This is a genomic window from Streptomyces sp. NPDC049577 (assembly GCF_040675635.1).
In the GTDB taxonomy this organism is placed as follows: Bacteria; Actinomycetota; Actinomycetes; order Streptomycetales; family Streptomycetaceae; genus Streptomyces.
On sequence record NZ_JBFAPH010000009.1, the window covers coordinates 1 to 26,109 of the forward strand.

At 71.5% G+C, this 26,109-nt stretch carries 25 protein-coding genes; 9 read left to right on the forward strand and 16 right to left on the reverse strand.

Translation table 11 applies throughout. The features are described from left to right. Nucleotides 1–161 precede the first annotated feature (161 nt). From tal to AB0K09_RS02390, 5 genes are all read right to left on the reverse strand, one after another. Nucleotides 162–1,250, reverse strand: a complete 1,089-nt coding sequence (gene tal, locus AB0K09_RS02370; protein WP_366063340.1) for a transaldolase — start codon at nt 1,248–1,250, stop codon at nt 162–164. Continuing rightward, on the reverse strand, nt 1,250–1,909 hold the full coding sequence (locus tag AB0K09_RS02375) for an RNA polymerase sigma factor (RefSeq protein WP_366063341.1): 660 nt from the start codon (nt 1,907–1,909) through the stop codon (nt 1,250–1,252). Before AB0K09_RS02375 ends, tal begins: the two co-directional genes overlap by 1 nt. A gap of 34 nt (nt 1,910–1,943) precedes the next feature. Further along, a complete protein-coding gene (locus AB0K09_RS02380; RefSeq protein ID WP_366063342.1) occupies nt 1,944–2,888 on the reverse strand; it encodes a DUF4328 domain-containing protein in 945 nt (314 codons plus the stop codon). Between the two features lie 249 nt (nt 2,889–3,137). Then, nucleotides 3,138–5,210 carry a glycosyltransferase family 4 protein gene (locus AB0K09_RS02385; protein ID WP_366063343.1) on the reverse strand — a complete coding sequence of 691 codons (2,073 nt, stop codon included), beginning with the start codon at nt 5,208–5,210 and terminating at the stop codon, nt 3,138–3,140. A 133-nt stretch (nt 5,211–5,343) separates the two neighbouring features. Then, nucleotides 5,344–6,963: a glycoside hydrolase family 20 protein gene (locus AB0K09_RS02390; protein WP_366063344.1), complete on the reverse strand. Its 1,620-nt coding sequence runs from the start codon at nt 6,961–6,963 to the stop codon at nt 5,344–5,346. Nucleotides 6,964–7,232: 269 nt separating this feature from the next. On the opposite strand from AB0K09_RS02390, the gene sdhC reads away from it, so the two are divergent. Genes sdhC through AB0K09_RS02410 form a run of 4 tightly spaced genes read left to right on the forward strand, consistent with a single transcriptional unit; the run spans nt 7,233 to nt 10,637 of the window. Then, nucleotides 7,233–7,613, forward strand: a complete 381-nt coding sequence (gene sdhC / locus AB0K09_RS02395; RefSeq protein ID WP_366063345.1) for a succinate dehydrogenase, cytochrome b556 subunit — start codon at nt 7,233–7,235, stop codon at nt 7,611–7,613. A gap of 9 nt (nt 7,614–7,622) precedes the next feature. Next, nucleotides 7,623–8,105, forward strand: a complete 483-nt coding sequence (locus AB0K09_RS02400) for a succinate dehydrogenase hydrophobic membrane anchor subunit (RefSeq protein WP_366063346.1) — start codon at nt 7,623–7,625, stop codon at nt 8,103–8,105. 19 nt (nt 8,106–8,124) lie between these two features. Further along, entirely contained in the window at nt 8,125–9,879 is a 1,755-nt protein-coding gene (gene sdhA, locus AB0K09_RS02405) for a succinate dehydrogenase flavoprotein subunit (protein WP_366063347.1), read from the forward strand. After that, nucleotides 9,879–10,637 (forward strand): succinate dehydrogenase iron-sulfur subunit, encoded by a 759-nt coding sequence (locus AB0K09_RS02410; protein WP_366063348.1) that lies wholly within the window; start codon nt 9,879–9,881, stop codon nt 10,635–10,637. The genes sdhA and AB0K09_RS02410 overlap by 1 nt, the downstream gene beginning before the upstream one ends. A gap of 287 nt (nt 10,638–10,924) precedes the next feature. Here AB0K09_RS02410 and AB0K09_RS02415 read toward each other — a convergent pair whose 3' ends face one another. Beyond that, nucleotides 10,925–11,320, reverse strand: coding sequence for a MerR family transcriptional regulator (locus AB0K09_RS02415; protein WP_366063349.1), 396 nt, complete (start codon nt 11,318–11,320; stop codon nt 10,925–10,927). 61 nt (nt 11,321–11,381) lie between these two features. Between AB0K09_RS02415 and AB0K09_RS02420 the strand changes: the two genes are divergently transcribed. After that, complete coding sequence (locus AB0K09_RS02420; protein WP_366063350.1) at nt 11,382–12,176, forward strand: alpha/beta fold hydrolase; 795 nt, start codon at nt 11,382–11,384, stop codon at nt 12,174–12,176. On the opposite strand, the gene AB0K09_RS02425 is transcribed toward AB0K09_RS02420, so the two are convergent. From AB0K09_RS02425 to AB0K09_RS02435, 3 genes are all read right to left on the reverse strand, one after another. After that, complete coding sequence (locus AB0K09_RS02425) at nt 12,142–13,149, reverse strand: hypothetical protein (protein WP_366063351.1); 1,008 nt, start codon at nt 13,147–13,149, stop codon at nt 12,142–12,144. The genes AB0K09_RS02420 and AB0K09_RS02425 overlap by 35 nt on opposite strands. Before the next feature lie 51 nt (nt 13,150–13,200). Further along, entirely contained in the window at nt 13,201–14,727 is a 1,527-nt protein-coding gene (locus AB0K09_RS02430) for an ABC transporter substrate-binding protein (protein ID WP_366063352.1), read from the reverse strand. A gap of 166 nt (nt 14,728–14,893) precedes the next feature. Beyond that, complete coding sequence (locus AB0K09_RS02435) at nt 14,894–15,175, reverse strand: hypothetical protein (protein ID WP_366063353.1); 282 nt, start codon at nt 15,173–15,175, stop codon at nt 14,894–14,896. A 187-nt stretch (nt 15,176–15,362) separates the two neighbouring features. On the opposite strand from AB0K09_RS02435, the gene AB0K09_RS02440 reads away from it, so the two are divergent. Then, nucleotides 15,363–16,619 carry a D-alanyl-D-alanine carboxypeptidase gene (locus AB0K09_RS02440; RefSeq protein ID WP_366063390.1) on the forward strand — a complete coding sequence of 419 codons (1,257 nt, stop codon included), beginning with the start codon at nt 15,363–15,365 and terminating at the stop codon, nt 16,617–16,619. Here the strand turns inward: AB0K09_RS02440 and AB0K09_RS02445 are convergent. The 3 genes from AB0K09_RS02445 to trpS all read right to left on the reverse strand — a co-directional run bounded on the left by AB0K09_RS02445 (nt 16,525) and on the right by trpS (nt 19,247). Next, complete coding sequence (locus AB0K09_RS02445) at nt 16,525–17,478, reverse strand: YihY/virulence factor BrkB family protein (protein WP_366063354.1); 954 nt, start codon at nt 17,476–17,478, stop codon at nt 16,525–16,527. The two genes, AB0K09_RS02440 and AB0K09_RS02445, sit on opposite strands and share 95 nt — an antisense overlap. Before the next feature lie 47 nt (nt 17,479–17,525). Beyond that, nucleotides 17,526–18,113: a 2'-5' RNA ligase family protein gene (locus tag AB0K09_RS02450; RefSeq protein ID WP_366063355.1), complete on the reverse strand. Its 588-nt coding sequence runs from the start codon at nt 18,111–18,113 to the stop codon at nt 17,526–17,528. A gap of 120 nt (nt 18,114–18,233) precedes the next feature. Further along, nucleotides 18,234–19,247: a tryptophan--tRNA ligase gene (gene trpS, locus AB0K09_RS02455; protein WP_366063356.1), complete on the reverse strand. Its 1,014-nt coding sequence runs from the start codon at nt 19,245–19,247 to the stop codon at nt 18,234–18,236. Nucleotides 19,248–19,358: 111 nt separating this feature from the next. Between trpS and rocD the strand changes: the two genes are divergently transcribed. Beyond that, nucleotides 19,359–20,564 (forward strand): ornithine--oxo-acid transaminase, encoded by a 1,206-nt coding sequence (rocD, locus tag AB0K09_RS02460; RefSeq protein WP_366063357.1) that lies wholly within the window; start codon nt 19,359–19,361, stop codon nt 20,562–20,564. A gap of 125 nt (nt 20,565–20,689) precedes the next feature. Continuing rightward, entirely contained in the window at nt 20,690–20,914 is a 225-nt protein-coding gene (locus AB0K09_RS02465) for a hypothetical protein (RefSeq protein WP_366063358.1), read from the forward strand. Here the strand turns inward: AB0K09_RS02465 and AB0K09_RS02470 are convergent. Both AB0K09_RS02470 and AB0K09_RS02475 read right to left on the reverse strand, forming a co-directional pair. Then, complete coding sequence (locus AB0K09_RS02470) at nt 20,911–22,128, reverse strand: glutathionylspermidine synthase family protein (protein ID WP_366063359.1); 1,218 nt, start codon at nt 22,126–22,128, stop codon at nt 20,911–20,913. The two genes, AB0K09_RS02465 and AB0K09_RS02470, sit on opposite strands and share 4 nt — an antisense overlap. A gap of 5 nt (nt 22,129–22,133) precedes the next feature. Further along, nucleotides 22,134–22,484 (reverse strand): hypothetical protein, encoded by a 351-nt coding sequence (locus AB0K09_RS02475; RefSeq protein ID WP_366063360.1) that lies wholly within the window; start codon nt 22,482–22,484, stop codon nt 22,134–22,136. 96 nt (nt 22,485–22,580) lie between these two features. Between AB0K09_RS02475 and AB0K09_RS02480 the strand changes: the two genes are divergently transcribed. Then, nucleotides 22,581–23,414: a hypothetical protein gene (locus AB0K09_RS02480; protein ID WP_366063391.1), complete on the forward strand. Its 834-nt coding sequence runs from the start codon at nt 22,581–22,583 to the stop codon at nt 23,412–23,414. A 48-nt stretch (nt 23,415–23,462) separates the two neighbouring features. On the opposite strand, the gene AB0K09_RS02485 is transcribed toward AB0K09_RS02480, so the two are convergent. Both AB0K09_RS02485 and AB0K09_RS02490 read right to left on the reverse strand, forming a co-directional pair. Next, nucleotides 23,463–24,953 carry a glycosyltransferase family 4 protein gene (locus AB0K09_RS02485; protein ID WP_366063361.1) on the reverse strand — a complete coding sequence of 497 codons (1,491 nt, stop codon included), beginning with the start codon at nt 24,951–24,953 and terminating at the stop codon, nt 23,463–23,465. An 11-nt stretch (nt 24,954–24,964) separates the two neighbouring features. Beyond that, nucleotides 24,965–26,107, reverse strand: a complete 1,143-nt coding sequence (locus tag AB0K09_RS02490; RefSeq protein WP_366063362.1) for a hypothetical protein — start codon at nt 26,105–26,107, stop codon at nt 24,965–24,967. Nucleotides 26,108–26,109: the final 2 nt, after the last annotated feature.

Consider the following 26,109-nt stretch of genomic DNA (forward strand, 5'->3'; position numbering starts at 1 on the left):
TCCGGCGCGGATGTCGTCCGGACGGGAGGAGTGCTGATGGGCGTGGAGGTCTCCGTGGCTCTCGGCGCGTGCGGCCGCCGCCAGCAACAGGGCCCGGTTGGTGATGCTCTTCGAGCCGGGCACACGGGCGGCCGGCACGGCGGCCGCCCCGGTCGCTGCTGTCATGATCTCTCCCGCTCCAGGGCCAGGTCGAGCGTGTCCAGCAGCTGGTGCCAGGAGTCGTTGCAGCGCTTGAGCGCCTCGGTCTCCAGCCGCTGGACCAGTTCGGGGTAGTCGATGTCGAACCAGTCCAGGTGGCCCAGCAGCCGGCGGGCGTCGGCGTAGGTGTCGGTGGTCCAGCGCCTGGGCACCACCGAGCCATGGTCGGCGACCGCGCGCAGCGTCGGCTCGGGCATGGCGCTGACGGTGCCGCGTGCGACGAGCCGGTCGACGTAACGGGTGTCCAGATAGGCGGGGTTGCGCACGCCCGTGGCGGCCCACATCAGCCGCTGCGGGCGGGCTCCGTGCCCGGCCAGGTCGCGCCAGCGGGGGCCGGCGTACTTCTGCTCGTACCGCTCGTGGGCGAGGCGGGCCCCGGAGACCGCGGCGGTGCCGTGCATCGCCTTGGCCTCCAGGGTGCCCTCCCGGTCGAGCAGGGTGTCGACGGCCGTGTCGATGGGGCCGACGTGGAAGGAGACGACGGAGGAGATCGCCGCCGGGTCGCGGCCGGCGGACCGGGCGCGCTCCAGTCCCTCGAAGTAGGCGTCGGCCACGCGGTCGTAGCGGTCCGCGGAGAAGACGAGGGTGGCGTGGACGTTGATGCCCTCGGCCAGGCAGGCGCTGAGGGCGGTCAGGCCGTCGTCGGTCGCCGGGATCTTGACCATGGCGTTGGGGCGGTCGACGGTCCGCCACAGTTCGCGGGCCTCGTCCAGGAGGGCCCGGGCGTCCCCGGCGAGCCGGGGGTCGGTGTCGGCGGACACCAGTCCGTCGACACCGCCGGTCGCCTCGTGGACGGGCCGCAGGACGTCGCAGGCCCAGCGGACGTCATGGATGGTCAGGAAGCGCAGGGCCCGGGCCGTGCCCACGCCGCGCTCGGCCAGTTCGCCGAGCTGCCCGGCGTACAGCGGGCTGTCGAGGGAGGCGGCCAGCCGCGCAGGGTCGGAGACGACGCCGCTGACACCGCGGCGGCGGACCAGGGCGGACAGGGATCCGTCGGCCAGCCGGTCCCGGGTGAGGTCGTCCAGCCAGTCGTACTGGGGGTCGTCCGCCATCACATGTCCTTCTGCGTCCGCGCGCGCCATTGCGTCACACCGTTGGAGGAACCGCTGGAAGCGGTGCCTCCGGGGGTGGACCGGCCCGGGTCCGGGAGCTGGGGGGTGCCGTCCGCCGTGACCAGTTCGGCCAGGCGGCGCAGGCCGCGGTGGGCGGCGGTGCGTACGGCGCCGGGGCGTTTGCCCAGGACGCCGGCGGCGCTCTTGGCGTCGAGGCCGACGACGACGCGCAGCACGACGGCCTCCGCCTGGTCCTGCGGAAGACGGGCGATCAGGGCGAGGGTACGCCCGGTGCCCAGCGCCTCCAGCGCCTCGTCGGCGGTGTCCGCGTCGCCGGGCCGCGTCGCGAGCTCGCTCTCGTCGCCGCCGATGGCCGGGCGGCGGCCGCGCATCCGGATGTGGTCGAGCGCGCGGTTGCGGGCGATGCGGGCCGCCCAGCCCCGGAAGCGGTCGGCGTCGCCGCTGAAGCGCGCGAGGTCGCGCGCTATCTGCAGCCATGTCTCCGAGGCCACGTCCTCCGCGTCGGCGTCGCCGACGAGTGTGCGTATGTACCCCAGCAGCCGGGGCTGGACGGACCGGTAGACCGTGCGGAATGCCGTCTCGTCCCCAGCCTGCGCCGCGCGCACCGCGACGGTCAGTTCGGCGTCGTCCCCCTGCACGCCCTCATCCTGCACCACTGGCCCTGTCCGCGGTTCAGTAGCCCACCGGACCATTGCCGTAAGGATTCTGCGGATACGCGTTCGGAGCGGGAGGCGCTCCGTACGGCATACCCGGCATCCCCGGCATTCCGGGTGCGGCCATCATCGGGGGACCCATCGCGGCGCGCTGCTCCTGCATGCGCGACAGCTGACGCACGACCAGCAGCGCGAAGACGGCGGCGGCGAGGAGAAGCAGGTCGGCGAAGCCGCTGACCGCCAGGGCGCCCCTGAAGGCGTGCGCGTCGTCGTGGAACTTGGCCAGGTCGTAGTGGCCGGACGCGATCGCGCTCTTCATCCGCCGCTCGGCGGTCCGCTCCATGGCGCTGCCGATGACGCCGACCACGTTCGACACGATCCACAGCACCCACCAGGCGTTCAGCAGGCCCTTGGGCGCACCCTGCGGGCCCGCCGGGGCGCTGGCCCGGTAGATGTCGTTGGCGATCTGCTTGGGGAACCAGAGGTTGACGACCGGCGTGAACCAGCTGCCCGCCGCCCAGCCGCTGCCGAAACGGTGCGTACCGGGCGCGAAGACCTCGGCGTTGAGCCGCATCCGCCGGAACCACACGGCCCACAGCACGGCCGTGGCGACGAGGACGAAGAACTGCAGGACGCCGACCCCCGCGAGGAAGTCCTCCGCGTTGTCGAGCCGGTCGATCAGCCCGTCGGAGATGTCGCCGTCGATCGAGTCCGCGATGGCGTTCATGTAGACGCCGTCACCGGCGATGGCCAGCACGAGCACGGCCGCCGTCACCGACAGCAGCACCGTCAGCGCGATCCGCACGCCCCGCCGCAGGTCCACCCCGCCCACCGGCATCCCGCCGGGCACGCCCGGATACCCGTAGGCCGGCGGCATGCCCACCGGCTGCTGGAACGAGCCGCATGCGGCGCAGCGGCCGTCCGGACCGACGGCGGTGGCGCGGCAGTGACCGCACGGATACATCTCTTCGAACCCCCATGAGTGTGGCCTTGACCCCGGCCACCGGGAAAACGGGCTGTGAGCGGGTGATATTACGCGCCGCCCGCGCGGCGGGCGGCACAACCCCCGAACCCAGACCGAACGGACGTCCGGTGTGACGGATTTTCGACACATGGCGCTGTAGGGAGTGCGTACCCCGCCAGGGTTCGCAACGGACGGACGGCCGGGGCCTCTCCTGTGGGGGGTGGCGGCCCCGGCCGTCCCCCGTCCGGCTCAGTCCTCCGCGACCGCGTCCTTCACGCTGATCGTCAGGTCGTTGGTGACCGTGAAGTACGGACGCAGCTTCACCTCGCCGCGCACGGCGGCCGGGAAGGTGTCGACGCCCTTGCGGTCGGCGAAGTCGCCGGCGATGCGGCCGACGCGGATCAGCGCGGCCCCGGCGGCCGGGCGCGCCCACAGGTCCCAGAGGTCCTGCTCCTCGCCGATGCGGCGGCTCATCGGCTCGTACGGCAGCGTGGCCCCGCCGTCCACCAGTGGTGCCCGGACGTCACCGGCCGCGCCGTCGCCGTCGCGCAGCCGGGCGATCAGCTCGGCACCCTCGCCGAAGGCCGTCCCGTAGGGCGCGAGGGCGAACGTGACACCGTCCTCGCCGACCCGCACCTCGGTCACCTCGGCGTGCTGGGGGCGCAGCCAGGTGCGGACGGCGAGGAAGCCGTCACTGGTCTCGTACGGCACCCAGGCGCCGGTGCCCTTGGCGCCCTCGGCGAGCTCCAGGCCCAGCAGCGCCTTCTGCTCGACGAGCACGGCGGACAGCCGGCGGCGGGACTTGTCGCCGGAGCGCTCGACGTAGCTGTCCCAGCGCCCCTCGCTCATCGTGTGCGCCGCGCGGTCGACGCGGGCCTCGACCCAGCCGCCCGCCTCACGGCGCTGCGGCAGCGGCACGCGCACGGTCTCCTTGCCCTTGCTGCCGCGGTGCCGCAGCAGCAGGTGCGTGTCGGCGGCGGTGAGCTGGTCGGCGCGCAGCCGCACGACGAGCGAGCCGTCGGCGTCCACGGCGCAGCGGGCGTCGGGGTGGGCGGTCTCCGCCCCGGCGCCGGCCGGCACGGCCTTGGGCTTGGCGCGCCCACCGCCGAAGAGGCCGCGCAGCAGCCCGCCCTTCCTGGCCCGCTCGGCGGTGCAGCCCGGACGCAGCTCCTCGAACAGCTCCTCGTAGCGCCGCGCGATGGCGTCCGGCTCGTACCGCCGTGCGGAGGTACGGGCGGCCTTGCCGAGGCGGGCGCGGAGATCGGCGTCGCCGGTGAGGCGGAGCAGGGCGTCGGCGTAGGCGTCGACGGCGTCATTGGAGTCCGAGCCGTCCAGCGGGACGAGGATGCCGTCCGTGCCGTCGGTGAGGATCTCGCGCGGGCCGTGCGGGCAGTCGGTGGCGATGACCGGCAGGCCGGCGTGCATGGCCTCGACGATCGTCATGCCGAACGACTCGGCGTCGGAGGCGACGGCGGCCACCGCGCCCTTGGACCACTCGGTCTCGATGGGCGAGCGCGCGCCCATGAGCGTGATCCGCTCGTACAGGCCGAGCTCCTCGATCTGCTTGCGCAGCTTGGGCTTGGCGGGGCCGCGGCCGTAGATGCGCAGGTTCCAGTCGGGGCGCTCGGAGGCGACCTTGGCGAAGGCGGCGATCAGACGGTCGTAGCGCTTGACCGCAACAAGGCGGCCGGCGGAGACGACGGTCTTCGACGTGCCGTCCGAGGGGGCCGCGACCGGGGCCGGGACGGCGTTGGGGATGGAGAGGATGCGGGCCTTCGCGTCCGGCAGGGCCTCGCGGTAGTGCCCCGCGTCCGCCTCGGAGACGGTGGCGAAGGCGTCGAGCGCGGCGATCGCCGGGTCCATCACGGCGTGCAGCTCGGGGACGTGCGCCTCGTGGGTGAGGTGCTCCTGGCCGAGCCGGAGGTAGCGGTCGTCGCCGTACTGCGCGAGGTAACCGATGAGCTTGGGGCGGGTGGCGATCACGACGTCGGCGTCGGTGGCCGCGAGGTGCGCGGCCACGCGCTCGTCGGTGAGGGCGGTGGCGGCCATGCGGCCGTTGTCGATGCGCTCGTCGCGGAAGAGCGCGCTGGGCTGCTGGTTGAGGGGCGTCTCGTACTCGTCGGTGGCGGCGCCCTCGCGCAGGTCGACCAGCGGCGTCAGGCGCACGCGCGGGTCGATGTCGAGCTCGGGCTCGTCGACCGGGCGGTTGACGCTGATGATCCGTACCTCGTGCCGGTCGGCGAGGGCGGCGGCGAGATTGACGGTCGAGCGGATGGTGCCGCCGATGCCGTACGCGTTGTGCAGCAGGAATTCGATCTTCATCGGGCCCTCGTGACGGGTGACGCGGATTTCCTCCGGAGGGTACCGGGGGTGGCCGACGCCCGTCGTTCCGGTTGTGCCCGCCCTCCCCCGTCGTCCTGCGGAACGCTTGCCCGCAACCCGGTGGATCCCGCGATCAGCCCCGGACCCGGCCCGCCAGGGCGGAGAAGTCGCTCCACGCCAGTGCCGGCTTGCGCGGGTCCCACAGCCGCTGGGACACCGCGGCCAGCGGCAGGCGGATGCCCGCCGCGACCTGGTCCGGGGTCTGGGCGGCAGCCCGGTCGCACCAGATGGCCAGGCGGCCACCGAGGACGCGGTCCGGCCCGGTCGGCCCGCCGGCGGCACGCGTGCCGCGCAGGACGGCCGGGGACCACTGGCCGTAGATCCGCTCACCGGTCGGGTAGTGGAAGTCGTTCGGCTCGCCGAGCACGTAATAGAGGTACTCGTCGTTCAGATTGACCACAGGCCGTCCCTCGTTCAGGTAATCCTGCGGATCGCGGGCGCCGATCTCCTTGCCCGTCCAGTACTCGACCTCGATGCCCTTGTCGGCGGTGACGACGCCGTCGCGGAAGAAACCGTCGTTCCACGCCTTGGGCTTCTTGCCGAGGGCGCGGACGACGGCGGCGCGGTCGTTGAGCCAGCCCGTGGCCAGATCCTGGACGCGGGCGCGGGGGCCGTACTTCTGGCGGGCGGCCTGGGCCAGGCCGGGGTAGGAGGCCTGCGGGTCCTTGACGGTCAGGGCCCGGTATTCGTCGGCGCCCAGGTGGAACCAGGCGCCGGGGAAGAGCGGCGCGTACTCGCGCAGCAGGTCGTCGACGATGCTCGCCGACTCCGGATTGGCGATGTCGACGGCGCCCCGGATGGCCGTCCCCGACGCGTCGTGCAGCTGGAGCTCGGGGTGGGCGGCGATGACGGCGCCCAGGTGACCGGGCGAGTCGATCTCGGGGACGAGCGTGATGTGCAGGGCGGAGGCCACGTCGACGAGGTGGCGGACCTCGTCCTTGGTGAGGTGGTCGGCGGAGACGATCTCGGGGTGGCTCTCGCTCTCGATGCGGAAGCCCTGGTCGTCGGAGAAGTGCAGGCCGAGCTGGTTGAGCTTGAGGTCGGCCATCTCGCGCAGCCGGTCCTCGATCCAGCGGGCGGTGAAGTGCTTGCGGGCGGTGTCCAGGTTCAGTCCGCGCTGCGGCCGGTCGGGGGAGTCGCGGACGACCCCCTCGGGCAGGCCGCCGCCGGTGCGCACGGCCTGGAGGACGGTGCGGGTGCCGTAGAAGACGCCGGCCTCGTCCTGGGCCGCGATGGTCACCCGTCCGTCGTGGGTGGTCAGCTCGTACGCCTCGGGGCCACCGTCCCGGCCCGGGCGCAGGGCGAGCTCGATGTCACCCGGACGGGCGGGTCCGGCGGCGAAGGACATCTTCAGCTCGCCGGCGAGGCGGCGGCCCTCGTCGGCCAGCGGCCCGCCCGGGTCGGCGACGACGCGCGCGTCCGGCGCGGGGCGCCAGCCGGCGCCGCCCTGGGCGGTGAAGGAGCGCACGGCCGGGACGGTGCGCGGCGGACCGGGGGGCGCCGGGGCCGGCGCGGCGGAGGAGGAGGGAGAAGAGGAGGAACCCGAGGAGGAGGCGGAGGAGGCCGGGGCCGAGCGGGAGTCGTCCTGGCCGGGACGGGCCCCGGAGTCCTGGCGGGGGCAGCCCATCATGGTCATGGTCGCGAGGAGGGCGATGGCGGCGACCGATCCCCTCACGGCCGACGCGCGGGTCATTCTGGGTGTACGCCACATTGGAGTAGAACCTCCGATTTCCTCCTATTTAAGGAGAACATAGGGTTCTGCGCCTCCGGAAGCGCCCCGCACACGCCCGAAACGCCGCACCCCCTAGGCCGTACGTGCCTGTTTGATCACACCTGACAGACCCCGCGAGACCGGAGCGAGAAGGCGTCGCTACGATGGCCAGGGCCGGTGGACCGTACCCGGCCGGGCCCGACCGACAGTGAAGCCGGCAGGCCCCGATCCCCGCTCCCGGAGGGTTTTCCGTGCCGGCTGGAACGCTGTACCGCGGCCGGGAAGGCATGTGGTCCTGGGTGGCTCACCGAGTCACCGGCGTCCTCATTTTCTTCTTCCTGTTCGTGCACGTCCTCGACACCGCTCTCGTTCGCGTCTCCCCCGAGGCGTACGACAACGTCGTCGCGACGTACAAGACACCCGTTGTCAATGTGATGGAGTACGGCCTGGTGGCCGCCATCCTCTTCCACGCGCTCAACGGCCTGCGGGTCATCGCGGTGGACTTCTGGTCCAAGGGCCCGCGCTACCAGAAGCAGATGCTGTGGACCGTCGTGGGTGTCTGGGTCGTGCTGATGGCCGGCGCCTTCTACCCCGTGCTCAGCCACACGCTGCGCACCCTGTTCGGGAGCTGATGACGCGAGATGTCCGCTGAAACCCATTCTCCCGCTTCCGCCGCTTCCGTGAACGACGTGTCGATGTACGACGTGGACAACCCGGCGCCGGTCATCGAGGCCCCCCGGGCCCGGACCAAGAAGACGCCGAAGGCGACCCGGACCAACTTCGAGATGTACGGCTGGCTGTTCATGCGCCTGTCCGGCATCCTGCTGGTCGTCCTGGTCCTCGGTCACCTGCTGATCCAGCTGGTGCTGGACGACGGCGTCAGCAAGATCGGCTTCGCCTTCGTGGCGGGCCGCTGGGCGTCGCCGTTCTGGCAGGCCTGGGACCTCATCATGCTGTGGCTCGCGATGCTGCACGGCGCGAACGGCCTGCGCACGGTCATCAACGACTACGCGGAGCGGGACACCACCCGCTTCTGGCTGAAGATGCTGCTGTACACGGCCACGGTCTTCACCGTCCTGCTGGGCACGCTGGTGATCTTCACCTTCGACCCGAACATCCGCTAGAGCCCGGGGCTGACGAGACATGCAGATCCACAAGTACGACACCGTCATCGTCGGCGCCGGCGGCGCCGGCATGCGCGCCGCCATCGAGGCGACGAAGCGCAGCCGCACCGCCGTGCTGACGAAGCTGTACCCGACCCGCTCCCACACCGGCGCCGCCCAGGGCGGCATGGCCGCCGCCCTCGCGAACGTCGAGGAGGACAACTGGGAGTGGCACACCTTCGACACGGTCAAGGGTGGCGACTACCTGGTCGACCAGGACGCCGCGGAGATCCTGGCGAAGGAGGCCATCGACGCGGTCCTCGACCTCGAGAAGATGGGCCTGCCGTTCAACCGCACCAAGGACGGCACCATCGACCAGCGCCGCTTCGGCGGTCACAGCCGTAACCACGGCGAGGCCCCGGTCCGCCGGTCCTGCTACGCCGCGGACCGCACCGGCCACATGATCCTCCAGACGCTGTACCAGAACTGCGTCAAGGAGGGCGTGGAGTTCTTCAACGAGTTCTACGTCCTGGACCAGCTGATCACCGAGGTCGACGGCGTCAAGAAGTCGGCCGGTGTGGTGGCGTACGAGCTGGCCACCGGCGAGATCCACATCTTCCAGGCGAAGTCGGTCATCTACGCCTCCGGCGGCACCGGCAAGTTCTTCAAGGTGACGTCCAACGCCCACACCCTGACCGGTGACGGCCAGGCCGCCTGCTACCGCCGCGGTCTGCCCCTGGAGGACATGGAGTTCTTCCAGTTCCACCCGACGGGCATCTGGCGCATGGGCATCCTGCTGACGGAGGGCGCCCGTGGTGAGGGCGGCATCCTCCGCAACAAGGACGGCGAGCGCTTCATGGAGAAGTACGCGCCGGTCATGAAGGACCTCGCGTCCCGTGACGTCGTCTCCCGCTCGATCTACACCGAGATCCGCGAGGGCCGCGGCTGCGGTCCCGAGGGCGACCACGTCTACCTGGACCTCACCCACCTGCCGCCGGAGCAGCTGGACGCCAAGCTCCCGGACATCACCGAGTTCGCGCGCACCTACCTCGGCATCGAGCCCTACACGGACCCGATCCCGATCCAGCCGACCGCGCACTACGCCATGGGCGGCATCCCGACCAACGTCGAGGGCGAGGTGCTGGCCGACAACGACACCGTCGTCCCCGGTCTGTACGCCGCCGGCGAGGTCGCCTGCGTCTCGGTGCACGGCGCCAACCGCCTGGGCACCAACTCGCTGCTCGACATCAACGTCTTCGGCCGCCGCGCCGGCATCGCCGCCGCGGAGTACGCGCAGAAGGCCGACTACGTCGAGCTGCCGGAGAACCCGGCGCAGTTCGTCATCGACCAGGTCGAGAAGCTGCGCGCCTCCACCGGCACCGAGCGGGTCGCCGAGCTCCGCAAGGAGCTGCAGGAGACCATGGACGCCAACGTGATGGTGTTCCGCACCGAGCAGACCATCAAGACGGCCGTCGAGAAGATCGCCGAGCTGCGCGAGCGGTACAAGAACGTGTCCGTCCAGGACAAGGGCAAGCGCTTCAACACCGACCTGCTGGAGGCCATCGAGCTGGGCAACCTGCTCGACCTGGCCGAGGTGATGGCCGTGTCCGCGCTGGCGCGCAAGGAGTCCCGCGGCGGTCACTACCGCGAGGACTACCCCAACCGCGACGACGTCAACTTCATGCGCCACACCATGGCGTACCGCGAGGTGGACGCGAGCGGCAAGGACTCGATCCGGCTCGACTACAAGCCGGTCGTGCAGACCCGCTACCAGCCGATGGAGCGTAAGTACTGATGAGCACCGCGACTCTCGACAAGGTCGAGGCCGACTCCAAGGCCTCCCCCTACATCACGGTCGTCTTCCGCGTCCGCCGGTTCAACCCGGAGGTCTCGGCCGAGGCGACCTGGCAGGACTTCGAGGTCGAGATCGACCCGAAGGAGCGCGTGCTCGACGGCCTGCACAAGATCAAGTGGGACCACGACGGCTCGCTGACGTTCCGTCGCTCCTGCGCCCACGGCATCTGCGGCTCCGACGCCATGCGCATCAACGGCCGCAACCGCCTGGCGTGCAAGACGCTGATCAAGGACATCAACCCCGAGAAGCCGATCACGGTCGAGCCCATCAAGGGCCTCACGGTCCTCAAGGACCTCGTGGTCGACATGGAGCCGTTCTTCCAGGCGTACCGCGACGTCATGCCCTTCCTGATCACCAAGGGCAACGAGCCGACCCGCGAGCGCCGGCAGTCCGCCGAGGACCGCGAGCGCTTCGACGACACCACCAAGTGCATCCTGTGCGCCGCGTGCACCTCCTCGTGCCCGGTGTTCTGGAACGACGGCCAGTACTTCGGCCCGGCGGCGATCGTCAACGCGCACCGCTTCATCTTCGACTCGCGTGACGAGGCGGGCGAGCAGCGCCTGGAGATCCTCAACGACAAGGACGGCGTGTGGCGCTGCCGCACCACGTTCAACTGCACGGACGCCTGCCCGCGTGGCATCGAGGTCACGAAGGCGATCCAGGAGGTCAAGCGCGCGCTGATCACGCGTCGCTTCTGATCCCCGGCCGCATCGGGTTCCGGGCCCGTCCCGCGTCTTCAGACGCGGGGCGGGCCCGTCCGCGTTCAGCGGGACGTCTGGGGCCGAAGGGCAGCCGGGCGCGAAAGGTGGTCGCTCCCGGGGCGTCGAGGACGGTGAGGGTGCCTTTCTTCTCGCGGTCGGCGGGCTCGATCGGCGGCCCGTCGTTGGCCACGTCCAGGACTGCGTGCCCCGAGGCCCGGTCGGTGGTGAGGCGGACCGCGACGTGCCCGCGGGCGCGGGCAGGACGCGCACGGACGAGCCGTGGGTCAGGCGGACTTCAGCGCGGCCCCGGCCAGGGCCTCGTCCTCGTGGCGGCGGGTCTCCATCGCCTCGGTCACCCCTCGCAGCGCCTCCTTCCGGCGCCGGAGCTCGGCCATCTGCTCCTCCACGCGGGCGAGCTGATCGTCCAGCACCTGGACGGAGTGGGAGCAGGTCAGCAACCCGGGGCCGCCCTGGGCGCAGGGCAGCAGCGTGCCGATGACCTCGGTGGTGATGCCGGCGTCGAGCAGTTCGCGGATGCGGGCGACACGCTCGGCGGCGTCGGGATGGTAGCGGCGATAGCCGTTGGTGTCGCGCTCGGAGCGCAGCAGGCCCTGCTGCTCGTAGTAGCGCAGGAGCCGGGGGCTCACCCCGGTCCGACGCGACAGTTCACCGATGCGCATGCGCGACTCCTCCCGGCCGGGCTTGACCTTGACACTGATGTCATACGGCAACCTCCTGCCCATGACGCAGATTCCCGCGGGCATCCCGCATCTGAACACCACCGTCCACGGCTCCGGTCCCGGCATCCTGCTCGCGCACGGCGCGGGCGGCAGCATCGAGGGCAATTACCTGCCCGTCCTGCCGGCGCTCGCCGAGGGGCACACCGTCGTGGCCCCCGACTACCCGGGCTCCGGCGACACCCCGCGTGCCACGGAACCGCTCACTCTCGACGGGCTCGCCGACGCGATCGTGGCGGAGGCGACGAGGGCCGGGCTGGAGACCTTCACCCTGATCGGCTACTCGCTGGGCACGCTCGTCTCCGTGCGGGCCGCGACGCGCCATCCGGAGCGGGTGCGGGGGCTCGTGCTGACGGCGGGTCTGGCCAAGGCCGACAACCGCACCCGGGCCTCGCTCGACCTGTGGGGCAAGCTGCTGGGCGACGGGGACATGTACTCCTTCGCGCGCTTCAACGCGCTGACCGCCTTCGGCGAGGACTTCCTCAACGGAGTGCCGGAGAGCGAGATGCCGGCCTTCTTCGAGCTGATCACCTCCGGTGTGCCGGCCGGCGCCGCCGAGCAGGCGGCGGTCGTGGGGCGGAGCGACACGAGGGCCGAGCTGGCGGGTGTCTCCGTGCCGACACTGGTCGTCGCCACCTTGCAGGACACCCTCGTCTCCCCCGCCCACTCCCGGTATCTGGCGGAGCACATCCCGGGTGCGGAGTACGCGGAGATCGACGCCGGGCACGTGGTCATGGCCGAGCGGCCCGGGGAGTGGGAGAAGCTCATGCTGGACTTCCTCCGGCGGCACGGGCTCTGAGGCACTCGTCGATCAACTGCGCGATCACGTCGTAGAGTTCGCGGCCCAGGTCCTGCCCCGCCTCCCGCAGCAGGTCCGGGTAGATACCCGGGTACGTGTTCTCGTCGACGACGATCGGCGCGCCCTCGTGGAGGATCATGTCGAAGCCGACGATGGGCAGGCCGAGCGCCTTCGCCGCCTGGCGGGCCTGCTCGGCATGGGCCGGTAGGACGTCGCAGAGGTCGGTCTCACCGCCCTCGCCCTCCGGGTCGTAGACCTTGGCGGCGCCGGTGCCCAGGGACGTCCAGCGGCGGGGGCGCTTGCGGTAGCCGTACAGCACGTGGCCGCCGACGACCGTGGTCGAGACCCAGTCGGCCGGGTCGTTGTCGTAGAAGCGCTCCAGCAGGAGCGTCGTGTCGTGGTCCGCGGCCATGCTGTGCAGATAGCCGACGGCGTCGCGGAGGGTCGGGTAGTCCTCGACGAACAGCACGCCCCGGCCGAAGCTGCCCCAGCGCGGCTTGAGGACGGCCCGGCCCCACTCGGCGAGCACCGGCTCGGCGAGGGAGACGTGCTCGTGGTCCAGCAGCAGCGTCTCCGGCACGCGCACGCCGGCACGGCGCAGCAGGAGGTGCGCGCGGTACTTGTCGGCGGCGGCCGCGAACGCCTCGGGATCCACGACGACGCGTGTGTCCCGCGCGAGGGTGCGCAGAACCTCCAGGTGGTAGCCGCCCGGGCGGCGGTCGATCTCGGCGTGCCAGACGTAGAGGTCGAGGTCGCCCAGGTGGAGGTCGCCGAGGAGGACCTGGCCGTCACGGATCCGGCTGTGGCGGATGTCGAGGTCGTGGAGGAAGTCCACGCCGTCGAGGCCGGCCAGGAGCTCCCGGCAGCGGGCCAGGTCGGCGGGCGGGGTCGTCCCGCTCACCGGCCCGTCGGCGCCCGCCGCCATCGGCGCCGACGACAGGAACGTGCCCACTCTCAGCCGGCCGTCTCCCATATCCGCACGATAAGCACGCCGCAGGCGCCCCGCACGCCCGCACGCCGGACGTCAGATGCGCCCCAGCTGCCACAGCCGCCAGATGCCCGTGCCGTCGGAGAGGTACTCCGTGCCCGAGATCGACGCCGTGCTGAGCGTGTAGTCCTTCTTCTGCCACAGCGGCACCAGCGGCACGTCCTGGGCGATGACCTTCTGGATGGCGCGGAAGTCGTCGGCGACCCGGCCGCGCTGGTAGTTGCGCTGTGTGTCGCGGATCAGCTGCTCGACCCGGGCGCTGGTGTAGCCGGAGTGCAGGGCGCCGTCCTCGCCGACCAGGGGCGAGGTGAACGTGTCGGGGTCGGGGAAGTCGGCGAGCCAGCTCAGGCAGTACGCGTCGTAGTCGCCCCGGGCGTAGCCCTCCTGGAACTCCTTCCAGGCCACGCGGCGGGTCGTCACCTCGAACAGGCCCGTATCGTCCAGCTGCCGCCCCAGCAGGGCCGCCTCCTGGTCGGTGGCGGCGCCCTGGGAGTAGGCGAGGGTGAAGCGGACCGGTGTGCGGACACCCGCCTTCTCCAGCAGCGCCTTGGCCCGGTTGGCGTCGGGCCGGGGGTAGGCGTCGTAGAAGGACGTCGAGTGGCCGGTGAGGCCCTGGGGGATGAGGGAGTAGAGGGGCTCGACGGTACGCAGATGGACGTCGCGGGCGAGCGGTTCGCGGTCCACGACGGCGGCGACGGCCTGGCGGACGGCGGTCTCCCGCGTCGGCGAGCCGTCGCGCAGGTTGAAGACCAGGAAGCGGGTGCTCGCGGCGGAGGACTCCATGACCCGCACGCTGGAGTCGGTGGGCGACAGGGCGGCGATGTCGGTCGGCGGCATCTGCCGGGTGACGACGTCGACGGACCGCTTCTTCCAGGCCCGGCTCATCGCCCCGGAGTCGGGGAAGTAGCGCACGGTCACCGCGCCGCCCGTCTGCTTCGCCGCGCCGGTGTAGTGCTCGTTGGGCCGCAGCTCGGCCGTGTCGCCCGGCTTGTAGTCCTTCAGGACGTACGGCCCGGAGCCGTCGGCCGCGCCATCGGTGCGCAGCCGGTCGGCCGGATAACGGCTGCTCTCGACGATGGATCCCGCCCCCGTCGCGATCTTGAACGGGAAGGTGGCGTCCGGCGCCCGGAGCCGGAAGACCACTTCGCCGCCGGACGGGGTGTCCACCGCGCTCAGCGTCTTCAGCAGGGACTCGGGGCCCTGCGGGGACTTGATCCGCAGGATGCGGTCGAAGGAGAACTTCACGTCCTTCGCCGTCAGCGCGCTCCCGTCGGCGAAGGTCAGGCCGGGGCGCAGCTCGCAGACGTACGTGCGTAAGTCGTCGCCCTTGAAGGCGCAGCGGCGCGCGGCGTCCGGCACCGGGGAGGCCGAGCCGGGGGTGAAGGTGAGCAGCGACTGGTAGACATTGCCGAAAAGCGCCCAGGAGCCCGCGTCGTAGGCGCCTGCCGGGTCCAGTGTGGTCACCGTGTCGGTCGTGCCGACCGTGATCGGTCCGTCGTCGCCCCCGCCCGGGGTGAAATCGCAGGCCGTGGCCCCCACCGCCAGCAGCACCACACCCGACACAACAGCCCGAATACGGCCCCCAGTGGACCCACGCATCGCCGCGCCCCCTCCGCCCAGTGATGCGCATCACCTAAACACACGAACGGGCGTACGTCCGGGGAATCGGCCAAGTGATCGCCGACCAGCGGGTATGTCGGAGGCAGTTGCCCGGGCGGAGCCCCGCGGGCTATGAGCTGCGCCGCAGTGCCCGTACGCCGCGCAACCCGATGAGGCCGACGGCCGTCCCCAGAAGAAACGAGGTGATGGCCAGCAGCAGATGGACCCAGAAGTACGCGGTCGGGTCACCCGCGTCGTCGAAGGCGAGCCCGCTGCCGTCCTTCCAGAGGTTCTTGACGAAAGTGATCCAGATGAACCAGCTCCACACCCCGAAGGCGAGCAGGAACCAGGAGACGGGGCGGGTCAGGACAGCGGGGGTTCGGGGAGCGGCTTCCCCGGAAGACTTCACCATGGGTTTCAGTATGCGTTCGGCGCACCGGACTCGTCCTATCGGGTCCTCGGCAGGGGGCCGTCCCGGTGAGGCGCCGTCCCGACCGGCCGCGGGTGGAGGTACGTTCACCACCGTGCCGACGACATCACACTCCGCGACGCGCGCGCGCCGACGCCGTGGTGCGGCTCTGCTGGCCGCCACCGCCTCGATGCTGCTGCCCCTGGCGACCGCTCCCACCGCCCACGCCGCCCCCGGCCCCGGCCCGGCCTCGCCGAGCGCCGCGCCGGGCGGAGCCGCTCCGGGTTCCGGCCCGAAGAACGACGGGAAGGCCGGGAAGGGCAAGCCGCCCAAGGAGCCGCCCGAGCAGATGTCCACGATCGGCGGCGAGCTGCTGGGCAAGCCGGGCACCCAGGTGCAGTACGGCCCGGGCGCGCCGCACCTGCCGGAGAACCTGAGCGGCAACTCCTGGATCGTCGCGGACGCCGAGTCGGGCGACGTGCTGGCCTCGCACAACGCGCACTGGCAGCTGCCACCCGCCTCGACGCTGAAGATGCTCTTCGCCGACACGGTGCTGCCGAAGTTCCCCAAGGAGCAGCGGCACAAGGTCGTCCCCGCCGACCTGGAGGGGATGGGCGAGGGCAGCAGCCAGGTCGGCATCAAGGAGGGCGAGACCTACTCCGTCCACGACATGTGGCTGGGTGTCTTCCTGCGCTCCGGCAACGACGCCGTGCACGTGCTGTCCGCGATGAACGGGGGCGTGAACCGGACCGTCGACGACATGCAGGACCACGCCGACGAGTTGCAGGCACGCGACACCCATGTGATCACCCCCGACGGCTACGACGCCGAGGGCCAGGTCTCCAGCGCCTACGACCTCACGCTGTTCGCCCGTTCCGGGCTGCAGAAGGCCGACTTCCGCGAGTACTGCTCGACGGCCCGGGCCAAGTTCCCCGACGCGGAGAACAAGGGGAAGTTCAAGGAGATCATCAACACCAACCGGCTGCTCACCGGCGCCGACGGCATGACCCCCTACCAGGGCATGGCCGGGGTGAAGAACGGCTCCACGACGAACGCGGGGAACACCTTCACCGGCGTCGCCCAGCACGACGGCCGCAAGCTGCTGGTCACCGTGATGAACCCGGAGACCAAGGAGCCCAACGAGGTCTACAAGGAGACCGCTGCCCTGATGGACTGGGGCTTCGAGGCGTCCGGCCACGTCACCCCGGTCGGCGTGCTCGTCCCGCCGCGGGGCGGCGCCGCGGCCGGCAAGTCCGGCGGCGCGGCGACGGCCGGCAGCGCCCGGGGCGCCCGGAACAACGCGCAGGCGTCGGTCACCGGATCGGGCGACGGTATGTGGACGGCGGTCGGGATCACGGGCGGGGCGCTGGCCCTGCTGGCGGTGGCGGCGTTCGTGGTGCACCGCCGCTGGCCACTTCCGGAGCTGGTGCGGCGCCGCCCGAAGTGACCGGCGCGTCGCCCTTGGGCCGCGTGGCCGTCCACGCGGCGCAGTACAGGGTCAGCTTCGCCGTGAAGTTGATCCACAGCAGCAGCGCGATCGGCGTGCCGAAGGCGCCGTACATGCTCTTGGCCGCCACACCGCGCAGATAGCCGCTGAGGACCAGCTTCAGCAGCTCGAAGCCGACCGCGCCGATCAGCGCGGCGACCACGAGGCGGCGGCGCGGCGGCAGCACGCCGGGCAGCCGCGAGAGCACGTACAGCAGCATCAGGAAGTCGGCGAGGACGGCGGCGGCGAAGCCCGCCGCCGTCAGCAGCAGACCGCCGGGGCCGCTGCCGGAGATCCCGGACTCCCGGGCCACCCAGTCGACGGCCGCCGAGGCGAAGGCCGAGCAGCCGGCCGACAGCAGCGCGACCCCGCCCAGACCGAGCAGCACGGCGGCGTCCTTCAGCCTCAGCAGGACCGGGTTGCCCGGGTCCTCCTCCAGCTCCCACACCGCGCGCAGGCACTCGCGCAGCGTCCCCACCCAGCCGATGCCGGTGAGCAGCAGCAGGGCGCCGGCGACGATGCCGACGGTGCCGGCGTTGTCGACGAGCGAGCTCAGATCGAGGCTGCCGGAGATGCCGGGCACCTGCGCCGCGATCCGGTGCTCCAGCTCCCGGGTCTGCGCGTCGGTGAGCAGGGCGGCGGCCACGGCCGCGGCGAGCGTGAGGAGGGGGAAGAGCGCGACAAAGCTGGTGAAGGTGATCGCGGCGGCCAGCCGGGTCCATTTGACGCGGTCGAGCGTCTCGTAGGAGCGCCAGGCGTGGGTGCGCGTCAGCCGGGCGATCACGGGCCCGATCAGCGGCAGACGGGTGAGCCAGTCCATGCCGCACGCCTACCCAGATTCGGGACGGGTTCCTCTCCCGGCTCCGGTCAGGGGGCGGGCCGGCTCAGGGGCGAGACGGCGCCCTGACGTGGAACGATCGGCTCCGGCTCCGGCTCACCGAAAGGGAAGTCGCGCTCCAGGCGCCACACGCCGTCGGCGCCCTGCTCGTAGAGCGCGAAGCCGCCGGCCGTCCAGGCCGCCTCGTAGCCGGCGAGCTCCTCATAGGCCCGGTCCATGGCCTCCTCGGCGATGCCGTGCGCCACGGTGACGTGCGGGTGGTAGGGGAACTGCAGCTCGCGGGCGAGGGGCCCGGCCGCGTCGCGGATGCGCTTCTGGAGCCAGGAGCAGGCCGAGGAACCCTCGACGACGTTGACGAAGACGACCGGCGAGAGGGGCCGGAAGGTCCCGGTGCCGGACAGCCGCATGCGAAAGGGCCGGCCGAGGGCGGCGACCGAGGCCAGATGGGCCTCGATCGCGGGCAGCGACGCCTCGGCCACCTCGGTCGGCGGCAGCAGGGTGACGTGCGTGGGGATGCCGTGGGCGTGCGGGTCGCCGAAGCCCTCGCGGCGCTTCTGGAGGAAGCTGCCGTACGGCTCCGGGACCGCGATCGAAACGCCGAGCGTTACGGTCCCCACTGCGTTCTCCCTCCTGTGCGCCTGTACGTTCCCGTGGTCAGTGTGGCGGCTGGGCCGGGCCCTCTGCCAGGTCCCCTCGGCCCTGGCGGAGAGGACCATCGGCACCCGCGGGTACGTCCTTCAGTGCTTCGCGGGCAGGAAGCCCACCTTGTCGTAGGCCAGCGCCAGCGTCTCGGCGGCGACCGCACGGGCCTTCTCGGCCCCCTTGGCCAGCACCGCGTCCAGGGTCTCGGGGTCGTCCAGATACTCCTGGGTCCGGGCGCGGAACGGGGTCACCCATTCCACCAGGACCTCGGCGAGGTCCGTCTTCAGCGCACCGTAGCCCTTGCCCTCGTACTTCTGCTCAAGTTCGGCGATTTGGGTGCCGGTGAGGGTGGAGTAGATGGTGAGGAGATTGCTGACGCCCGGCTTCTTCTCCTGGTCGAAGCGGATGACGGTGTCCGTGTCGGTCACCGCGCTCTTGATCTTCTTGGCCGAGACCTTGGGGTCGTCGAGCAGGTTGATCAGGCCCTTCGGCGTGGCCGCCGACTTGCTCATCTTGGCCGTGGGGTCCTGGAGATCGTAGATCTTGGCGGTCTCGCGGACGATGTGCGCCGACGGCAGGGTGAAGGTGGGGCCGTAGGTGCCGTTGAAGCGCTCGGCGATGTCGCGGGTCAGCTCGACGTGCTGGCGCTGGTCCTCGCCGACCGGCACGGAGTTCGCCTGGTAGAGCAGGATGTCGGCGACCTGGAGGATCGGGTAGGTGAAGAGACCGACCGTGGTGCGGTCGGTGCCCTGCTTGGCCGACTTGTCCTTGAACTGGGTCATGCGGGACGCCTCGCCGAAGCCCGTGAGGCAGTTCATCACCCAGGCGAGCTGCGCGTGCTCGGGAACGTGGCTCTGGATGAACAGCGTGCAGCGCTCGGGGTCCAGGCCGGCGGCGAGCAGCTGGGCGGCGGCGATCCGGGTGTTCGCGCGCAGTTCCTTCGGGTCCTGCGGCACCGTGATCGCGTGCAGGTCGACGACCATGTAGAAGGCGTCGTGGGTCTCCTGCAGGGCCACGTACTGACGGACGGCACCGAGGTAGTTCCCGAGGTGGAACGAGCCTGCGGTGGGCTGGATACCGGAGAGGGCGCGCGGACGATCAAGGGCCATGCCCACATTCTCTCAGGTGCGGAACCGGACTCGGCGCGACGGCCCGTACACGGTGTGGATCCGGGTGTAGAAAGGCGGCACAGCATGGCCCCGACACGAACGGAGCACACGTTGACCGCCACCGAACGCAGCATCGCCGCCGCCGACGAACACAGCGCGCACAACTACCATCCGCTGCCGGTCGTGGTGGCGAGCGCCGAAGGCGCGTGGATGACCGACGTCGAGGGCCGGCGCTACCTCGACATGCTGGCCGGCTACTCGGCGCTCAACTTCGGGCACGGCAACCGGCGGCTGATCAACGCGGCCAAGGCCCAGCTCGACCGGGTGACCCTGACCTCGCGCGCCTTCCACCACGACCGCTTCGCCGAGTTCTGCGCCGAGCTGGCGGACCTGTGCGGCATGGAGATGGTGCTGCCCATGAACACCGGCGCCGAGGCGGTCGAGACGGCCGTCAAGACCGCCCGCAAGTGGGGCTACCGGGTCAAGGGCGTGCCGGACGGACGCGCGAAGATCATCGTCGCGGACAACAACTTCCACGGCCGCACCACCACGATCATCAGCTTCTCCACGGACGAGGAGGCACGGGCGGACTACGGTCCGTACACCCCCGGCTTCGAGATCGTCCCGTACGGCGACCTGGCCGCGCTGGAGGCCGCCGTGGACGAGCACACCGTGGCCGTGCTGCTGGAGCCGATCCAGGGCGAGGCGGGCGTGCTCGTGCCGCCGGCGGGCTATCTGGCCGGGGTGCGCCGGCTGACCGCCGAGCGGAACGTGCTCTTCATGGCGGACGAGATCCAGTCCGGGCTGGGCCGCACGGGCAGGACCTTCGCGTGCGAGCACGAGGGGGTCGTCCCGGACGTCTACATCCTGGGCAAGGCGCTGGGCGGCGGCGTGATCCCCGTCTCCGCCGTGGTCTCCTCGCGCGAGGTGCTGGGCGTCCACCGGCCCGGCGAGCACGGGTCCACGTTCGGCGGCAATCCGCTGGCCTGCGCGGTGGCGCTGGAGGTCATCGCCATCCTGCGGTCCGGCGAGTACCAGGAACGGGCTACCGAGCTGGGTGAGCACCTGCACCGGGAGCTGGGCCTGCTGGCCGGCACCGGCGCCGTCGAGGCGGTCCGGGGCCGGGGCCTGTGGGCCGGCGTCGACATCGCCCCGGCGCACGGCACCGGCCGCGACGTCTCCGAACGGCTGATGGAGCGCGGCGTGCTCGTCAAGGACACCCACGGCTCCACCATCCGGATCGCCCCGCCACTGGTCATCAGCAAGGAGGACCTCAACTGGGGGCTGGACCAGCTGCGGGCGGTGCTCGGCGCCTGACGCCCGGCCGGCGCGGGGCCGGGCGGGGGTGACGGTGATGACGGCGGTGACCTGAAGTGTCCCCCTTCGTTCTCTTTGCGAGCACTCTCTTCGCGAGCACTCCGAGAACCCTGAGGGAGATTCCCATGCGTCTGCGCCACGCCGTCACCCCCCTACTGGCCGCCCTGTCGCTCACCGCGATCGCCCCGGCCTGCGCCGTGGCCGAGGAGATGGCCCCGCCGCCGCCGTCCGCGGCCCCCGACACCTTCACGCTCCAGGCCTCGACGGGCCTGCCGCGCACGGGCCAGGAGATCCTGGACGAGGTCCGCTACGGCGACCCGGTGGGCGAGGCGCTCGACCTGATCGGCTAGCAGCCGACGGGCAGGATGACGTGCGGGACGAACCGGGCGTACTCGTCCGTGATCAGCCCCGCGGACTCGCGGATGCCGAGCCCCGCCGGCTCGTCCTCGACGACCCACGCGCCGAGCACGACGCGGTTGCCGTCGAAGTCCGGCAGCGGGGCCAGCTCCTGGTAGCAGCACGCCTCGTCCCGCACCACGGGCTCCCGCGCCCCCGGCGCGTGCACGGTGACGCCCGCCCCCTCCCGGCCCAGCAGCGGCTTGGCCACCCAGCCGCGGCCACGGGCCAGTTCGCGCGGACCGTCGAGATAGGCGGGCAGCAGGTTCGGGTGGCCGGGGAAGAGCTCCCACAGGATCGCCAGCAGCGCCTTGTTGGAGAGCAGCATCTTCCACGCGGGCTCGATCCACAGCGTGGAGCCCGTGCCGCCGCCGTTGTCCAGCGTGTCCAGCACGTGCGGCCCGAACTCGTCCGTGGCCAGCCACTCCCACGGGTACAGCTTGAAGCAGGCGCGCACGAACCCGTACCGCTCGTCGACGAAGCGCCCCGAGAGGGCGTCCCAGCCGATGTTCTCCACCGAAATGGCGCGGGTGTCCAGGCCGGCCTGTTCGGCGGTCTCGCGCAGGTACGCCACCGTCATCAGGTCCTCGCCGAGCTCGTCCCCGGCCGAGTGCGCGAAGTGCACCGGCGCGCCGGGCGGCAGCAGCGCCGCCTGCCGCTTCCAGGCATCGACGAGCCGCTCGTGCAGGGAGTTCCACTGGTCGGCGCCGGGGACCTCGGCGGCGAAACGATCCTCCATCCAGAACCACTGCGCGCTCGCGGCCTCCACGAGGGAGGTCGGGGTGTCGGCGTTGTACTCCAGCATCTTGGCCGGACCGCCGTCGCGGCCGTCGTACCGCAGGTCGAAACGGCCGTAGAGGGACGGCAGCTCCTCGCGCCGCCGCCACGCCTCGGCTATCAGCCCGGCGAGCCGGGCGTCCGTGATCCCGAGGTCGGCCCAGCGTTCCCGCTCGACGATGTGCGCGGCCGCCGTCAGACACATCTCGTGCAGCTCGGCGACGACCTCCTCCAGCGCCTCGACCTCACCGAGGGAGAAGGAGTAGTACGCGCTCTCGTCCCAGTAGGGCCGCAGGGAGCCGTCCGGGTGCCGGCAGAGCGGATAGATCAGCCCCTGCGCCTCGACGGTCTCCTGCCAGCCGGGGCGGGGGGTGGTGCGATGGCGTCGCACGCCGGTCAGCCGCCGCTCGACCCGGAGCAGCCGAAGCCGCCCCGCTTGACGGCCTGGCTCTTGTTGAACGTCCCCTTGTCGGCGTAACCGCCGGAGTTGCCGGACCCGTAGTACCAGCGGCCGGTGCTCGTGCCGCTGCCACTGCCGCTGGTGCCGGTGCCGCTGCCGCTGCCGCTCTTGCTGGAGCAGGCCTTGGAGTCCAGGACCCGGTAGCCCTTGGCGGCGTCGTAGCTGTTGGGATCGACGCAGCGCTTGTCCGGTTCCGAGCCGCAGGACGTCAGGGCGGCCGCCAGGGCCCCCATTCCGCCCAGGATGACCGTGCTCGACCGCAAGCGCCGCCGTACCGCTTGTGCCATGTTGCTGACGCCCCCGTTGCGTCTGTCCCGATGAAATGTTCGTACACCCTAAACCCGGCCCCCGAGGGCCCTAGAGTCGGGACCGTGATCCTGGGCATGGTGTGCGCGCTCGGCTCGGCGGCCTGCTTCGGCACCGCCTCCGTCCTCCAGGCCGTCGCCGCGCGGGCGACCGAGGCCGGCAGCGGTTCCGGGGTGGATGCCGTCCTGCTGGCCCGCGCCGTCCGCCAGTGGCGCTACGTCGCGGGCCTCGCCCTCGACGGCCTCGGCTTCCTCCTGGAACTCGTCGCCCTGCGCTCGCTGCCCATCTACGCGGTCGGCGCCGCCCTCGCCGCGAGCCTCGCCGTCACGGCGGTGACCGCCTCGCGCGTCCTGCGGGTCCGCCTGCGCGGCATCGAATGGACGGCCGTCGCCGTCGTCTGCGGCGGCCTCGCCCTGCTCGCCCTCGCCTCCGGAGGCGAGGGTTCCGGTACGGGCTCGACGGCCCTGCGCGTCGGCGTCCTGTGCGTCGCCGCGGGCGTCCTCGCGGTCGGCGCCGCGGCGGGCCGCCTCCCCGGCCGCGCCCGCGCGGCCGCCCTCGGCCTGGGCGCCGGCCTCGGCTTCGGCGTGGTCGAGGTCGCCGTCCGCCTCATCGACGACCTCGCGCTCCCCGCCCTCCTGACCAACCCCGCCGCCTACGCCCTCCTCCTCGGCGGCGGCGCGGCCTTCCTCCTCCTGACCTCGGCCCTGCAACGCGGCTCGGTCACCGCCGCCACGGCGGGCATGGTCATCGGCGAAACCCTCGGCCCGGCCTGGGTGGGCGTCGCCTGGCTGGGCGACACGACCCGCCCGGGCATGCTCCCCGTCGCGGTGGCGGGCTTCACCCTGGCGGTCCTGGGAGCCCTGGCGCTGGCCCGCTTCGGGGAGGCGGGGGTGGAGGGGGAGGCGGCCTAGGCCGGACGGGGGATACCACGCAGGGCTCGGCTCATCCGCGACGGCGGTTCACCGGCCGGGGCTCCTGCCCTCGCCCGGGCGGTGCTGCGGCAGGTGGAAGGGACGGGCCGCGGGTGCGGGGCCGTTCCGAGCGGGCCGCGGCCCCTGCCCCGGCGGGCGGACTCCCGGAGAGGTCAGGCCGGCGGCTCTGGCAAGCATGCTCCGCGGCCCGGCATCCGTCCGCACTGGTCCCTGGTTCTTCTCGCCGGCGGAAAGCAGCGTTCCGTTCGGCCCCTGGACCGTCGCGACCCTCTGCTGCACCGCCGGACCGGCCTGCCCGTGCCGGGTCTTCGGCGTCGTCTTCATCGCCGCCTCGACGAGGCACTGCCCGGCATGGTCCCAGGAATAGGCCTTGAGCGCCTCACGCAGCGCTTTTGCGTTCTCCCTGCGCTGAGGCAGATCCGCCTTCAATTCCTTGATCGCCTTGAACCACGTGGCAGGCCGTTGTCGCGGGTTGTCCGGCTCGGGAACGATGCACAGCTGCCCGATGGCCGGATCGATGCGTGCCTTGTCTCCGAGGAACTGCGCCGCACCGCTCTCCTGATTCACCAGAACGGGGATGCCGTGTCCCGCCGCCTCCGTGGCCACGAGGCCGAAGCCTTCGTGCTTGGACGGCATGATGACGGCATCGGCGGCGACGATGTCCCTCTTCAGCTCCTCGTTGTCATTGGTGAAGGGCTTGACCGTGACGTTGGCGGCACCTCCCAGGTTCTGCGCCAGCTCCGTCGCCCGTTGAAGTTGCTCGGGTTTGGCACCCCGGATGGTGAGGTGAACCTCGATGTTCCTCTCGTTCAACGCCTTGACGGCGAGGAGCGCATCGTCGACGCCCTTCAAGGGGTCGTCCGTTCGCCCCATGACCAGCAGGTTGAGCTTGCCGTCCACCGGTCGGTGCTGAGCCAGGGCCTCGACCTTCACCCCGGGGACCAGTTGGTGCGAGCTGGGCACGTGCCGTCCGGACGAGGCCAGCCGCTCGGCTTCCGCCGCCAGCAACGGTCCGACGCCGACGGCCACATCGGCACGTTCCATCACCATGCGCTCGGCCTTGGCATCCCGCTGCGCCTTGGCCTGTGCCAGATCGGGATCGTTCGGCAAGGTGAACAGCGGGAGCCGCTCGGGGCTCGTGTGCAGGAAGTGCGCGACCCTGGCATCCGGATACCAGCGGTCCCGCAGTTCCACGGCAGCCGGCCCGGAGAACCGCGAATGACCGATGATCAGGTCGAACGGACGGGACTGCGGGTCCGGCAGTCCAAGGCTCCGCGGGTCCTGGCCGGCGTGATGCTTGAGCCAGTCCCGGAACTCCACCTCCTTTCCGGGACGCTCCGGCGTGGTGCGCAGCTGCACTCCCTCGTGGGGGGCGGTGTCCGGCTTCGCAGTGAACAGGGTCACATCGTGATGCCTCGCGAGGGCCTCGGTCAGATGCTGATTGAAGACAGGGATTCCTCCCTCGCCCATACCGCTCAGGTCGGAGACCACGAGTATGCGATGGCGCTTGTTCTCCATGGAGCGCCCCCTCAGAAGCCCACGTGCGCGCGAAGCTCGCGACCGAATTCCCAGAGCACGAACTGGCCGAATTCATAAGCGCCGTAGTGGATGAGCCCCGACCGGCGCCCCGGGACGTGCCTCGCCGCGTACTCGTCCAGCAGTTCGGCGAAGACGAGCGCCCGGGTCGCGGACAGCACCACGTCGTCCTCGCCCCGGTCCGGGTGGAACTGCCGCTGATAGTCCTGCGGTGACCAGGGGGCGGAACCCTCGGCGAACAGACTTCGCCAACTGTTCGCCTCCTCCCCGAAGGATGTGGGGCGTGGGCCGGCCTCTCCGGAAACCAGGCCCACCACACGGTGCCGGGAAGGATCGATCTCCTCGTACTCCTCGCGCCATGCGGGTGCCGGCCGACCGGCCAGCATCTGCAAGACATCGGAAGCCGCCCTGGCAGCCGAGAGCTCGATCGAGAAGTCCGCGGTCTCGATCACTTCCTCCGGCGAGGGAACCGTCTCGGCCGCCGGCCAAGCCGCACGGCGCAACTCCTCGAACTTCTGCACGAGGTCCGGTACATCGGCCACGCGGTGAGGCGTGGGCTCGACCCACGGTGCGGTGGCGGGATGAGGCGTCGGGACAGCCGACCCCAGCGCGGCACGCAAGGCGTCGGCGGCCTCGTGCGACACCGCGCTCAGATCAGCCGCATCCTGGCCCAGGACGATTCCCGGGCGCCCGGGTGCGACGCGATGGAACAGCTCGTGGAAGATCGCGATCAATGCGAGGTGTCGTGAGTGGGGCACTACGACACAGGCTCCCGGCTTCATGTAGTAGTCGGGATAGGGCTCCTCGCGCTCGACGAGGTAACCGGGGTCGGCAGCCAGTCGCCGCCTCCAGTCCTCAACCGCTTCGGCGAAGGACAGCGGCCTGTCGCTATCGCCCGGTGCTCGTCGTGAGATCAGGTGTCGTGACGGATCGGACAGCTCGCCGGGCCGGGGCTCCCCCAAGGACGCGTCCGAGGCCAGCAGGACCCGCTCCAGAGCCTGCCAGGCCAGCCGTCGGTCCTCCGGCCACTCCGAACCCTCCTCGCGCCAGGACGGGTGCCTCTGGGCCCAGAGCATCCGAGCCGCGGCGGAGTAGAGCCGCTCGTAGTCATCCGGCAAGGTCGTGTGCTCGCTCACGC